Genomic DNA, 12,172 nt, shown 5'->3' with positions numbered 1-12,172 from the left:
GACCAGGCCGGAAAGGCTGAAACCCAACCGACCGGGTCGAAGCAAGTGACCCGACCGAACAGACGGAACAGACCGGCCAGACTGAATAGACCGGATAGACCAGATGGACTGAACAGACCGAATAGACTTATTCCTCCGTTGGAATGATGAAATCAAAAATCCTCGATCTCATCCGCCGCAAGGGCATCAAGGAGCTGATCCGTGAAAACTACCTTCTGCTCCCCCTCTTCGTCTTATTTGTGATTTCTTCCTTCGGCGTCTACTCGCCGCCGCTCCGGTTTACGGCCCCTCAGTTCATCGGCGTGATCGCCATCACCGTCTATTCGGTGGCGGCGTTCTACCGTTACATTCTGCGGTTGGGTGGGGACTTTCAATATGTTGAAGTGGTCGGCGCGCTCATCCTGGCCATCAACTTCCTGGTTCAGCGGACCGGGGGACTGCATTCCTTTTGGTTTGGATTGTATCTGCTCTTGATGCTTGCAGTCGGCATCAACTACTCGTTGAGAATCTCCTTGCTCACGGTGGTCCGGATTTCGCTCCTGGAGGGGTTCAATGCGTTGGCGACGGCCTTCCGCATGGACCAGCATTTTGAAACGGACCGCCTTCTGCTGTGGTTGTTAATGCTGGTCCTGGTGGCAATCGTGGGGGAGGCCTCCCTGGTAATCCTGAAGCGCCGCCTCGCGCAGGCTGAGAAAGAGTTGGAGGCCGCGGCAATTCGGGCCGAGGAGGAGGCCCTCGAGCGCAAGAAGTTTCTCCCGGTCTTTGCGCGGACGATCGCCTCGGGAGAACCCGAGATGGCTCTTGCCGGCGGGGAGACCGGTGATCGGGGCACGGAATTTGAGGATGTGTTTCTGGAGCATTTGAGGACCGCCCTCATTGCCAGCCATGTGTGCTTCTTTGTCCGCGATAACACGGGAGTCTTTCAGATGAGTTGGATGGCGGGAGAGGGGACGGAGTTCAATCCGGACGCGTCCTTCGTGGAAGGGCAGGGTTTGCTCGGATATTGCGCCAAGAACAAGACCCCCCTCGTTGGAAAACGCAGTCCCGGGACCTCGGCCCGTTCGTGGAAGGTGGACTTCGTGTATCTGAAGTCCGTGGGAGATCTGGTTCGAGCCTATCTGGCGGAACCCGTCGTGCACGGAGCAAGTGTGGCGGGAGTGCTGGTGGCCGATCGAATGGAAAGCCCGGATCCGGAGCCCCCGCCGGTGCCGGAGTTCACGCCGGAAGAGGAACGGATGATGAAGTCGGCCGTGACCATCCTCGAACTGGAGTGGAAAAGAAATCAGACGGCCCGGGCCCATCGCCAGTCCAACGAACTTCTCACCACCTTCTTTCGGATTATTTCCAGGATGAGCTCGAGCTTGAACGTGGACGATGTGTCCTCGCTGCTGCTGAAAGAGTCCAAGGCCCTGTTGAATTATGAAACCGCCGCGGTGGCCTTGCTTTCGGAAGACCGGAACTCGTATTCGCTGATATCGGCGGAAGGGATCGAATTTGACCGGGACCTGCGCATTCCGAGCGATGCCAAGACCTGGACCTATTGGTCGATTACCTCCGCGGAAGATGCCCTGCTGCTCTCCGATTTCCAGCGGAGGGCCGGCCAGATGCCCATTTACATGCCCGGCGAGCCGCCCCTGGCGGTGGGTTCACTGCTGGCCATCCCGCTCGGCCCGCCCTCTCATCGGCACGGGGCCTTTGTGCTCACCCACAGCCAACCCGGCCAATTCGGAAGTGAAGTCCAGCAGCTGTTGCGCCTCCTGTGTCAGCATGTGGCCGTCATCGTGGAAAACGCCATCAACCACCGTCAGATGGAGACCCTCGCGGCCACCGACGAACTCACCCATCTCCCCAACCATCGCAGTTTCCAGGAGCGCATCGAGGAAGAAATTTCCCGTTCCCGGCGGAACAAGAAACCGCTCTCCTTGTTGATGGTGGACATTGACCATTTCAAAAAACTGAATGACACCTATGGTCACCCCTTCGGGGATGCGGTGTTGGGTCAGCTGGCGACGATCCTGGAAAGTTGCCTGAGGCGGGAAGACTTCGCCGCCCGTTACGGGGGAGAGGAATTCGCGGTGGTTCTGCCGGACACCAGCCGGGAGGGCGCGCGGCAATCGGCGGAGCGGTTTCGAACCGAGGTCGGACGCACCGCCTTTACCTATGAAGGAAACTCGGCCCAGCTTTCCATCAGCGCCGGCATTGCGACCTATCCCCGGGACGCCACGTCCAAGGAACAGCTCATCGAGAATGCCGACCGGGCGCTGTATGTGGCCAAACGCACCGGACGTAACCGTATCGCCCAGTATCATGTGATCGAAACGATGCAGTTGCCGATCGAATTTTCAAGCTGAAGGGGAAAATCCAGGAGAGCGTCCTGCCGGGAGCCGGTGATCGTGCCGTCGGTTTTTTCAGGCGGAGCGTTGGGGCCGTTTGGGGCTTTTGAATTAAAAGGGAATATCGGGTATGATAGGCGGTCAACCCGCTTAGACGGAAAGGGTTGAAGAGGGGCTTTAAGTGGAAACAGGCGATCTGGTCATTTACCCGGGCGAGTTTGCGGAAATTCGCGTCATCATGGCCCAATTGGCGACCGAGGCGCGTGCCAAACTGGTCTTTCTGGTCGACCGCAACGGGCAACCCATCGCTTCACATGGGGGTGACGATACCGTGGATACGACCTCCCTCTCCTCGCTGGCGGCGGGGAATGTGGCGGCCACGGAAGGGCTTGCCAAGCTGCTGGGGGAGCGGGAGTTTTCGGTGCTGTTCCACGAAGGAGAGCGCGACAACATTCACTTCTCGATTGTGGCACACCGGGCGATTCTGGTCGTGATTTTCGACCACAGCACGCCCGTGGGCCTGGTCCGCCTGCGTGTCCGCAAGGCCAGTGTCCAGTTCGAGGATGTTTTTCAACGGATCGCCGCGAGGTTCCAGAAGGAATTGCAGCCTACCGGCGTCATCAGTGACTATCCATTTCCTGAAATCACGGATGATGACATTGACCGGCTCTTCAGCGAATAATCCATCCGAGGGATCCTAGTTGACCTTTATTAATTACGCGTCTCGAGAAATCAACTGCAAGATTGTGTACTACGGTCCCGGCCTCGGGGGCAAGACCACCAACCTGAATTATATTTATCAAAAGATTCATCCGGCCAACAAAGGGCGGATGGTTTCGCTCGCCACCGACACCGAGCGGACCCTGTTTTTTGATTTTCTTCCGCTGGAACTGGGGTTGATCAACGGGTTTAAGATCCGCTTCCATCTCTACACCGTGCCCGGACAGATTTTTTACGATGCCAGCCGCAAATTGATTTTGAAAGGGGTGGATGGAGTGGTGTTCGTCGCCGATTCCCAGGCGGAGCGTTATGACGCCAACATCGAAAGCCTCTCCAACCTGCATGAACATCTCCACGAGCACGGATACGATTTCGCGACCATCCCCTACGTCCTGCAATTCAACAAGCGTGACCTGCCCAACATCTCCCCGTTCGAGGATTTGAAGAAAGAGCTTTGGAAGAAGAATGAGCCGATTTTCGAAGCCATCGCCTCCCGCGGCGTCGGTGTCTTTGACTCCCTTAAAGAAGTCACCCGCCAGATGCTCAACGGGCTGAGAAAAAGATAGAGCCTTCCCGACTGAAAAACCCAACTCCCTCCTGACCCGAACCCGCAGTCCCTGATATAGGGAAACTCAATGCACATAGGATTCTCTTGGAGTTGTTCTGCCTCAACTCCGTCAGGAGTGGCATCTTTGTAGCCTCGATCCCGCTCTTTCCTTTTCTCAAATGAACCCCGTAGGGGTGACATCCGGGTAGATTGTTGCCGCAATCAAATCGCCGGGTCAGTCCACCGGGGCAGATGTCACCCCTACGGGGTTCAACTACAAACCGAGGAGGAAGATCCGAGCTACAAAGATGCCACTCCTGACGGAGTTGTAAGATGGCACGTTCCGCGATGTAGCAGCTCCCCGTAGTGTCTCAGGACCGGATCGGGGTTCCATGTGGCCAGATTATCAGCTTGGATGATTCACTACTCTTTCAAAGATTTCATCCCCGAACCCGATGAATCGGCCCAAAGGCAGGCAGAGCAGCATAGGGACGACTCCCGAGGTAGGACTCGAACCTACAATCCACCGTGGTGGATCAACAATTGCGGCGAGCGGATTATCACCCTGCGTGATATTAGTGCGCATGGTCTTGTTTCGTCACAGATTTATCAGCGATTTTCCTCGCACCCCGTCTAGTATTGTATTAGGCCATTTCTGAGCATAGTGGTGCACAAAATAGGGCACAGTTTTTGATCCTCCAAAGACCTTTTGGAAGGAATGCCTACGACCCCCCAAGACATTTCACTTGAATTGATAATGAGTAAGTCCTAGACTCATTCTTGGCCAGCCGCCCCCCATGTTGGCGCATTATCTGAATGACGACCGGCTTGCCACTCGAGGCTTTCGACCGAACGATTCCATTCCCCGACCCGAACGGTACAGAAGAGGAGCGCCACCCAAAACGATTACTTGTGGGAGCATTCCGAGCACCCTCCCATTTTGTTGCGACGCAGCCGCTCGGATCAGGGTAAGGCAATTGAACGGTCCAATAACTCTTTGTTCATCTGGATGTGACCACGACTATGATCTATGCTCGTATTGTGACTCGGGGTGGCAGGGAGTGCGTTGTCCGTTCGACGAGCTGTGAAATGAAACAAGGGGATGTCATACCGATCCGTATGAGACGCCCTGATGAAAGGCAACATGGGACGCAAGTGGGTGATATTGAAAACATTATCGTGGGTGTATTCGGGGAATCAACGGCGCAATAGGCGGATCGCAAAGCAAAGTTTCCGAGAATACGCGGATCCATCCATTTAATGTTGGCTGGCGAGTGAAGAGAAACAGGTGACTCAATGAAGTACGATGCGTTCATTTCGTATAGTCACGATGACAAAGAGTGGGCCTTGACCCTGGCTGCGCTGATTCGCCGGCGAAGACGGCCGAGTCGCCGCGGCTGTCTATCTGTCTTTCTCGATCTCGACTCGATTGGTGTGGGCGACAACTGGGTGGCAACCATTGAGAAGGCTATTCAGATGAGTCGCCACATCATTCCTGTGTTCTCGCCCTCATACTTTAGATCCAAGGCATCTGGTTGGGAACTCCTCCAGAGACTGATTCCTGACTTTGACGCTCAGGCGAAGGCGATCCTTCCATGCCTGCTCTTTGATTGTGATATTCCGCCGCGGTTGTCACACATCCAATACCTAGACTTCCGCAGTGGCCACGAATCAACATCCCCGCTGTTTGCGGCTCAGTTTGAACGCCTCGTTGCTGCGATCAAGGGCACTCCGCCAAGGAATGTCACTGTCGATAAGGCAGCAGAAAGCCCCAGCACACTGCTTCCCGAGTTCCCGTATTTTGTCTACATCTCAGATTCCAAGCTTGAGATGCTTGAGACACTGATCTCCCGGCCGGTCACTGAGAGGTCGCCGCAAGTTGCAGATGGACAAAGGCGCTTTGACTCAATAAAGACCGTTATTTGGGAATTGGAGAAGAAGAATCAAATCGGGCTGGTTAACGGCGGCCGCCCCTACATTGCGGGAGACTTCCCGATGAAATGGGGCGTCGTTGACTGGGGTGTCTGTGATGCGGACATCCGTGTCGTTTTCTTCTTCACCTCAGAAACCGACCCCATTATCCTAATGGCTGGGTCTGTTCGCCACATTTTAGGGTCGCCGCCGGCACAATATGAGTTCCCCCGCGGTGCCTTCGGCTACAGCGGGTCACATCTGCCCGGAATCATGCAAGCTATCCGCTTTGGCTACGGGGGTAAGTGGGCAAACAAAATCGGTGATCTGCTCGACTGGGTATTTTCCGTGCGCCTCTGTCGTGAGGACTCGCCGGAACCGCGGATGGATGGGCTTCCCGCTCTCTGCTTTCCAACGCAAAAGCTAAGTTTTGTCGCGCGTTTATTGAGGCGAATTCGACGCCCGACGGAAGAGCATCTGGCCAAGTACCTTTCCAGCCATGCTCGCAAAGCGTTGCAGAACACGAGGTCGGATGTGCTGATTTGCACTCCCCTGTATGTGGCGTTGTCAGAACACGAGTGACGATCACGTGCCAGCTAACATTGGCTTGCAGCGGACGGCGCTGCGCGCCGCCGCTGAAGCTAGGCGTTAGGGGGTCAAGGTTGCATGTCTCAGATGGGAATTCACCTTACCTTGGATGACGTCACTGGACTCCTCCATGGAGACGAGGAGGCATGTCGGCACATACTCGAGTTCGCCAACACCGTTGCATGGCACGAAGGGCGAATGAAGGGCATCGAGGAAACGGAGGACATCGCAATGGATGCGGTCGTGGAAGCAGTCAAAGCGGTTCACGACAGGGAGTGCACGTCACCCAAAACCCTTGAGCGCGTTGTCATGCGGACCATCTGGCAAGAATCTCAGCGGACCTACCATCGCTCACGCAAGGAGGCCGACGTCCCCCTTGAGTTGGTCGCCTACGTGGATTCCCACTTCGACCCGGAGCTCGCCCCAACCGAGGATCTCGAGCTGCGGCATCCGCGATTGATTTACGCTGACGAGCGTCCCCTGACGGAGGATTCGCTTGCGCGGATTGACCTTCTCGCAGTTGATCGCCAACTCCTTACCAATCTCAGCACACACCCGGAGAGAATGTATGAACTTAACCCTCGCAGATTCGAAGAGTTGGTGGCGGCCATTCTCAGCGATCTCGGATATGTGGTACAGCTCACCGCCCAGGGTGCCGACGGTGGGATCGACATCATTGCGACCCAGAAAACTGGGGTCGGCGAAGTATTGCTCTTGGTCGATTGCAAGCGCTACTCGCCGCCCAAGAAGGTTGGGGTCGAGATCGTACGATCTCTCTTCGGGATTGGTGAACAACGGAGGGCGACAATGACGATGCTCGCGACGACAAGTTACTTTACAGCGCCTGCTCAAGTGTTCCAGAGGACCCTCCGTCATCGGTTGGCCCTCAAGGACTACGACGATCTTGTACTCTGGATCTCCGAGTATGGCACGCACAAGTGAGCAAGGCGCATACGGGGTCAGGCCGGGACATTGGACAATTTGAGCATCGCCCAGACGAAGAGACGGTCATCGTCCCGATTCTTGACATTGTCACAGCATCCAAATTCGGTACGCATTGTTCCGGGAATCTCCATTTGTCCAAAGTCCCGATCTGATATACATATGCTGCATGCTCTCTCTGAGATGGTATAGTGGATAGAGCTCGATGCGTCTTACCCCACAGGAGATGTCACAATGAGTATTGACGTACAGGCAACATCCTTATTGGGCACAACCCAACAAATCCGCCTCGATGAGGTTCCCGATGTCTGCCCACGATGCCACCGATCTGTCCGCCCGATGCAACTGTTCGTTGCGACGCTCCATGAGCGTGACATGAGTCAGGTCGTATTTCGTTGTCCTCGTCAGCAGTGCCAAGAACTATTCATTGCCACGTATACTGGATTGGGTAGAATGGAGGTAAACAGAGCAGTGTTTGGCCTTGTCGGGACAGCACCTCAGGCCGCAACGAAAACACCTTTCCCTTCCATAGTTTCTGAGGTCTCCCCCACCTTCGTTGAAATCTATGATCAAGCCATTGCTGGTGAGACCCACGGGCTCATACAGCTCGTTGGCATCGGGCTGCGGAAAGCCCTAGAGTTTTTAGTAAAGGACTTCGCTTGCCACGAGGCACCCGAAAAAACGAAGATGATTCTCGAAGCACCCTTGGCCGTCTGCATCTATAAATATGTCGCCGATTCAAATGTTCAGGCCTGCGCCAAACTCGCCACGTGGCTCGGAAACGATGAGACTCACTACACGCGAAAGTGGGAAGACAAAGACATCAACGATCTGAAACGTCTTGTAAGACTCACTGTGAACTGGGTGGACAATGTCCTCTTAACAAAAAAGTACGTCTCGGAGATGGGATTGTCTGATAAGAAGGAAGGGGTCTAACCTGGGCGCGTTTACAACCAGTGCTGGAAAGCGTGCTGCCGGGTGACGAGCCAGACGTTGGACGGAGGTCTGATTGTCGTGATGCTGAAAGTATGAAGGCGCCATCCATTGGCAGATGCGTATACTGCGACCGCTCTGACACAAGATTGAGCCGTGAGCATATCGTGCCGCTTGGTCTTAACGGTGAGTGGGTTCTACATGACGCGAGCTGCCTTAATTGTGCCCGCCTCATAGCCCGGATCGAACACGATGCATTGCGCAATGCGTTCATTGGACCCCGGGCTGCTCTCGGCATGCGAACGCGACGACCCAATCAGCACCAGAAGCTCTTCCCCCTTCAGGTAGAGAGTGCGGGCAAAAGACGAATAATCCAGATTCCAATCGAGGACTACCCTGTTTACATGGCACTACCGCAGAGGTGCTGGGGTCAGATCCGGACAACCGGACAATTGGCAATCACGTCATCAGTGGATGAGTGCCGGTCCCCCTGATGAAAAGTGGATTTGTCGTTCTCTCCGTTCCTAACGCGATATAATGAGGCCTTGTTTTGGAGCATGAACGTGACCGTATTCTTCCCCGTTCCCCCTTTGTGGAGTCCCGATGGCCAGGCCGTTACGCATTCAATGGGAAGGCGCGTGGTATCACATCACCTCGAGAGGGAATGAGCGGCAACTGATTTTTCGCGATGACGAGGATCGATGCGAATTTCTTGGCCGGCTCAGCGAAATGACGGCGCGTTATCGCTTGCGGCTGCATGCGTACACGCTGATGGACAATCATTGGCATGGGCTGTTGGAGACCTTGGAGGCCAACCTCAGTCGGGCCATGCAGTGGTTAAACAGCGGATACAGCGCCTGGTTCAATCGGCGACATGGGCGAACGGGCCACCTCTTGCAGGGACGCTTCAAGGGGATCATCGTGGAACCACAACGGTGGGGGCTGGAGTTGAGTCGCTATGTGCACCTTAATCCCATTCGCGTGGGCAGGTTGGAGTTGAACAAGCTGAGTCGGCGGCGAAGTCAGGCGGTCTTGTCGACAGGACTGCCGGCCGAATTGTGGAAGGAACGCGTTGAGTTTCTGAGACACTACCGGTGGAGTTCCTATCGCGCCTACATTGGACTGGAGCCCACTCCCACCTGGTTAACGACGAACACGGTGTTGAGCTGGATGGGCGGAAAAGAGGAAGAGCGGAAAGAGGCCTATCGGGATTATGTGGAAGGGGCCGCCCGGGAAGGGCTGAAGCAAACCCCCTGGGCGGAGTTACAAGCACAGGTGGCGCTGGGGGATGAGGCATTTCTCCAGAGTCTTTCGCATAAGGCGGACGGGGACGAAGAGGAGCAACCGAGTCTGCGTCAACGATGATGATGGGGTCACTCCCTTAAACGGCAACGGAAAGTATACCGTGCTGGAAGGCAATCGCCGCGCGGTCACCACGAAGATTCTGAAGAATCCCGCGCTCCTGACAGGCATGGTAGAGCACATTCAGGTTCACGCCGCACAGGTTCACGCCGCTCTAGCCAGCGCACTGGCAAAGATGTATACTTTTGGTTTCTGCGGCACAGAATACAGAATTCGAATTCCTGTCGACTGAACATACCCGACTGAGAGGGTTTGATGTCTACAATACCGTTCATCCTTCACGCTGGGAAATTACGCGACAGAACCGGCACCGCATTCCCCGGGGACATCCCCACAAGCGAGGAACCATTGCCCGCGATCGTAGAAACCGACCTACGAGGATACGTTTTGTCACGCGGGACGCGGGTCACCTTTGTACAACGCGAGACCACAGATGACAACTAAAGGTTCGGCCAAAAACTGGCCAGGCGGCAAGCTGCCATTCGTGGTGCGCGGCCTCTCGCGGGAGACAGCAGGACAACAAGCCTTCAGGGACATCCCAACCACCGAAGAGCCCTTGCCGCCAGCACTGGAGACCGACCAGGCAAACCACCTCCTAGCCCGGTATACCCGTATCACGAAGGTGCAACAGGAGACGACCGATGACAACTGAAGATCAAACAAGAGACCTGCCCATGGTGCCCTTCTTGTTTCGTTTCACGGAATCGATGCCGGAGTCTCCCCGCCATCCACTACGTTACGATGCGCAACGCCAGATAGCGCAAGTGTTCATCGGCGGAAAATGGGTGGACAGCCTTGATGCTCCATCCCCTTTGATGGTGGCCACTCGGGAAACTAGAGTGCCGCGCAAAACGACAGACGATGCATGACAGGCATGTTCTAATCCTTAGCACGCTTGCCGACGCAGCCACTGACGACGTTGTCCGCCGATTGACCCAGTTCGGCATCCCGTTCAAACGGCTCAATACCGAAAACTATCCGTTCTCATCTACTTTGACCTTCCGCCCCGACAAAACAAACCGGCGGGACTGGATTGCCGTCGACGGGGAACCAATCCCAGTTCCGTACCGCATCTGGTACCGGCGCGTGCGCAGTCCCGCAAAGCCTGACGGCATGGATGACGGCGTTTACACATTCTGTCTCCAGGAAAACCGCGCCGCCTTGCTCGGAAGCATCGTGGATCTTCCGGGGCCCTGGATGAGCCATCCGGCAGCCGTCTGGCAGGCGGAACACAAGCCTTTTCAGCTCACCCGGGCCGCCGAACTCGGGCTTCGGATTCCCCGTACTGTCGTCACAAATGACCCGCTGGTGATCCGCAAGGCCTTCAGTGAATTTCAGGAGATGGTCGTGAAACCCGTCAGGACCGGGTACATTGTCCATAAAGGACAGGAATTCGCGATCTTTACTTCACGTGTCATGGAGCAGCACCTGGAGGAACTGGAGAGTGCCAGATGGAGCCCGGCCATCTACCAAGCACTGATCCCGAAGCGGTTTGACTTGCGCATTACGATCATCGGGCGCAAGATCTTCGCAGCCGCCATTGATTCCCAGTCCGACCCCGCCGCCACACTCGATTGGCGTCAGACGAATAATCCCCGACTTCCACACCTGCCATTTACCCTTCCCGAAGAGATTGCCACCCGCCTATTCCGCTTGATGGACTCTCTCCGCCTTACATTCGGAGCGATTGACATGATTCAGGATCCGGACGGAGAATATGTATTTCTCGAAGTAAACCCCAGTGGCCAATGGCTCTGGCTCGATGACATGCTGCAGCTCGGAATTTCTGATGCGGTCGCGGAATGGCTGGCGGGAGGGCGAACATGAACGTCCGGTTGAAAAAACTGTGGTGGCTTCTTCGTGACGGCGTCTACCCTGGGCTTCAACCCCTCTCCAAAGAAGCCGCGGAGAAGGAATTGGCCCTTGCAAGAGAGGAACAGGAAAAGTGCGACGCACAAATCAAGACGCTCCCCGATGACGAAAATCTTCTCACTCAATACCTCAGCGCATGTGCCAGGCTCCTGGACGAAGCGGAGGACACGCGGCGAAGCGTTGAAGCGCGTCTGACAAGCACCATAGGACTGTCCTCCATCGCGGGCACCATAGTATTCGGCGGCATTCTCGCCCTCGCCACGGGAACCCCGCACGTAGACTCGCTCCTCCTCCGACTCCTGATGACATTCGGTGCTTTTTACCTTGTGCTCCAAATCTGCGGTGCGATTCTGGCATCCATCTGTGGACTTGAGAGGCGAGGCTACATTGCGGCACAGGCGAGCGACGTTCTTCCGTTGTCACATGAATCTCGTCCTGTTTGCCTGCGTCGTCAGATCGCTCTGTATACCCTCAGGCTCGGCGACGAGCAATCAAACAACAGGGCAAAAGTAGACCAGATGGCCCTAGCGCAACGCGCCATGACGAATTTCATTGGCGGTCTGACCCTGCTTGCCGTGATCGGAACCGGGTTTGCGCTCACCGCGAAGAATCCAAGTGATGATCTCATTCAGACACTTCGGAAAAACCACGCTCTCTATGAAATGCTTCGTGGTCCTCAGGGTCCGAAGGGCGATCCTGGCCCGCCGGCTCCAACACCCAAACCCATGAAAGAACAACAACCTCCACCTTTGAGCAAACAGTCAGTTATACGTCCAGCGCTTGCAGGCAACTATGAATAGTAGGACTGAGAAAACAGTAGTCTATGGGGTCACACATCTCAAAGTTGTGTCAAGAGGCAAGACTCCACCCAGTGCCCAGCCGAGTATTGCTGTGTGTTCCGCCCGGTCGCCAGTGAGTCGATTGTCTTCGAACGCCACTCCGTTGTTTCCCCATCGAGACGGGC

13 protein-coding genes are annotated in these 12,172 nt (G+C 55.7%); 12 read left to right on the top strand and 1 reads right to left on the bottom strand.

Going from position 1 to position 12,172, the window contains the following annotated elements:
* Positions 1–143 precede the first annotated feature (143 nt).
* From LAO21_00065 to LAO21_00045, 5 genes are all read left to right on the top strand, one after another.
* Positions 144–2,351: a GGDEF domain-containing protein gene (locus tag LAO21_00065; protein ID MBZ5551082.1), complete on the top strand. Its 2,208-nt coding sequence runs from the start codon at positions 144–146 to the stop codon at positions 2,349–2,351.
* 220 nt (positions 2,352–2,571) lie between these two features.
* A complete protein-coding gene (locus LAO21_00060) occupies positions 2,572–3,015 on the top strand; it encodes a roadblock/LC7 domain-containing protein (GenBank protein MBZ5551081.1) in 444 nt (147 codons plus the stop codon).
* A gap of 19 nt (positions 3,016–3,034) precedes the next feature.
* Positions 3,035–3,619, top strand: coding sequence for a GTPase domain-containing protein (locus LAO21_00055; GenBank protein ID MBZ5551080.1), 585 nt, complete (start codon positions 3,035–3,037; stop codon positions 3,617–3,619).
* A gap of 1,277 nt (positions 3,620–4,896) precedes the next feature.
* Positions 4,897–6,093, top strand: a complete 1,197-nt coding sequence (locus LAO21_00050) for a toll/interleukin-1 receptor domain-containing protein (protein MBZ5551079.1) — start codon at positions 4,897–4,899, stop codon at positions 6,091–6,093.
* Positions 6,094–6,186: 93 nt separating this feature from the next.
* Positions 6,187–7,041 (top strand): restriction endonuclease, encoded by an 855-nt coding sequence (locus tag LAO21_00045; GenBank protein ID MBZ5551078.1) that lies wholly within the window; start codon positions 6,187–6,189, stop codon positions 7,039–7,041.
* A gap of 261 nt (positions 7,042–7,302) precedes the next feature.
* Here the strand turns inward: LAO21_00045 and LAO21_00040 are convergent, their stop codons facing one another.
* Entirely contained in the window at positions 7,303–7,458 is a 156-nt protein-coding gene (locus LAO21_00040) for a hypothetical protein (GenBank protein MBZ5551077.1), read from the bottom strand.
* A gap of 36 nt (positions 7,459–7,494) precedes the next feature.
* Here LAO21_00040 and LAO21_00035 point away from each other — a divergent pair, with 36 nt between their 5' ends.
* From LAO21_00035 to LAO21_00005, 7 genes are all read left to right on the top strand, one after another.
* Positions 7,495–7,977, top strand: a complete 483-nt coding sequence (locus LAO21_00035; protein MBZ5551076.1) for a hypothetical protein — start codon at positions 7,495–7,497, stop codon at positions 7,975–7,977.
* Between the two features lie 600 nt (positions 7,978–8,577).
* The gene (locus LAO21_00030) at positions 8,578–9,339 is read left to right on the top strand and encodes a transposase (GenBank protein MBZ5551075.1); all 762 of its coding nucleotides are present in this window, start codon (positions 8,578–8,580) and stop codon (positions 9,337–9,339) included.
* Between the two features lie 40 nt (positions 9,340–9,379).
* A complete protein-coding gene (locus LAO21_00025) occupies positions 9,380–9,568 on the top strand; it encodes a hypothetical protein (GenBank protein MBZ5551074.1) in 189 nt (62 codons plus the stop codon).
* A 201-nt stretch (positions 9,569–9,769) separates the two neighbouring features.
* Positions 9,770–9,988: a hypothetical protein gene (locus tag LAO21_00020; protein ID MBZ5551073.1), complete on the top strand. Its 219-nt coding sequence runs from the start codon at positions 9,770–9,772 to the stop codon at positions 9,986–9,988.
* Positions 9,978–10,205: a hypothetical protein gene (locus LAO21_00015; protein MBZ5551072.1), complete on the top strand. Its 228-nt coding sequence runs from the start codon at positions 9,978–9,980 to the stop codon at positions 10,203–10,205. The genes LAO21_00020 and LAO21_00015 overlap by 11 nt, the downstream gene beginning before the upstream one ends.
* Complete coding sequence (locus tag LAO21_00010; GenBank protein ID MBZ5551071.1) at positions 10,198–11,163, top strand: MvdD family ATP-grasp ribosomal peptide maturase; 966 nt, start codon at positions 10,198–10,200, stop codon at positions 11,161–11,163. Before LAO21_00015 ends, LAO21_00010 begins: the two co-directional genes overlap by 8 nt.
* Positions 11,160–12,008 (top strand): hypothetical protein, encoded by an 849-nt coding sequence (locus LAO21_00005; protein MBZ5551070.1) that lies wholly within the window; start codon positions 11,160–11,162, stop codon positions 12,006–12,008. The genes LAO21_00010 and LAO21_00005 overlap by 4 nt, the downstream gene beginning before the upstream one ends.
* Positions 12,009–12,172: the final 164 nt, after the last annotated feature.

The organism is Terriglobia bacterium (assembly GCA_020073085.1).
Classification (GTDB): domain Bacteria; phylum Acidobacteriota; class Terriglobia; order JAIQFV01; family JAIQFV01; genus JAIQFV01.
This window is presented reverse-complemented; position numbering and strand designations above follow the sequence as displayed.

Coding starts and splice junctions, on each gene's coding strand:
- LAO21_00065 (MBZ5551082.1), top strand. CDS start 144: ATGATGAAATCAAAAATCCTCGATCTCATCCGCCGCAAGGGCATCAAG.
- LAO21_00060 (MBZ5551081.1), top strand. CDS start 2,572: ATGGCCCAATTGGCGACCGAGGCGCGTGCCAAACTGGTCTTTCTGGTC.
- LAO21_00050 (MBZ5551079.1), top strand. CDS start 4,897: ATGAAGTACGATGCGTTCATTTCGTATAGTCACGATGACAAAGAGTGG.
- LAO21_00045 (MBZ5551078.1), top strand. CDS start 6,187: ATGGGAATTCACCTTACCTTGGATGACGTCACTGGACTCCTCCATGGA.
- LAO21_00035 (MBZ5551076.1), top strand. CDS start 7,495: ATGGAGGTAAACAGAGCAGTGTTTGGCCTTGTCGGGACAGCACCTCAG.
- LAO21_00030 (MBZ5551075.1), top strand. CDS start 8,578: ATGGCCAGGCCGTTACGCATTCAATGGGAAGGCGCGTGGTATCACATC.
- LAO21_00020 (MBZ5551073.1), top strand. CDS start 9,770: ATGACAACTAAAGGTTCGGCCAAAAACTGGCCAGGCGGCAAGCTGCCA.
- LAO21_00015 (MBZ5551072.1), top strand. CDS start 9,978: ATGACAACTGAAGATCAAACAAGAGACCTGCCCATGGTGCCCTTCTTG.
- LAO21_00010 (MBZ5551071.1), top strand. CDS start 10,198: ATGCATGACAGGCATGTTCTAATCCTTAGCACGCTTGCCGACGCAGCC.
- LAO21_00005 (MBZ5551070.1), top strand. CDS start 11,160: ATGAACGTCCGGTTGAAAAAACTGTGGTGGCTTCTTCGTGACGGCGTC.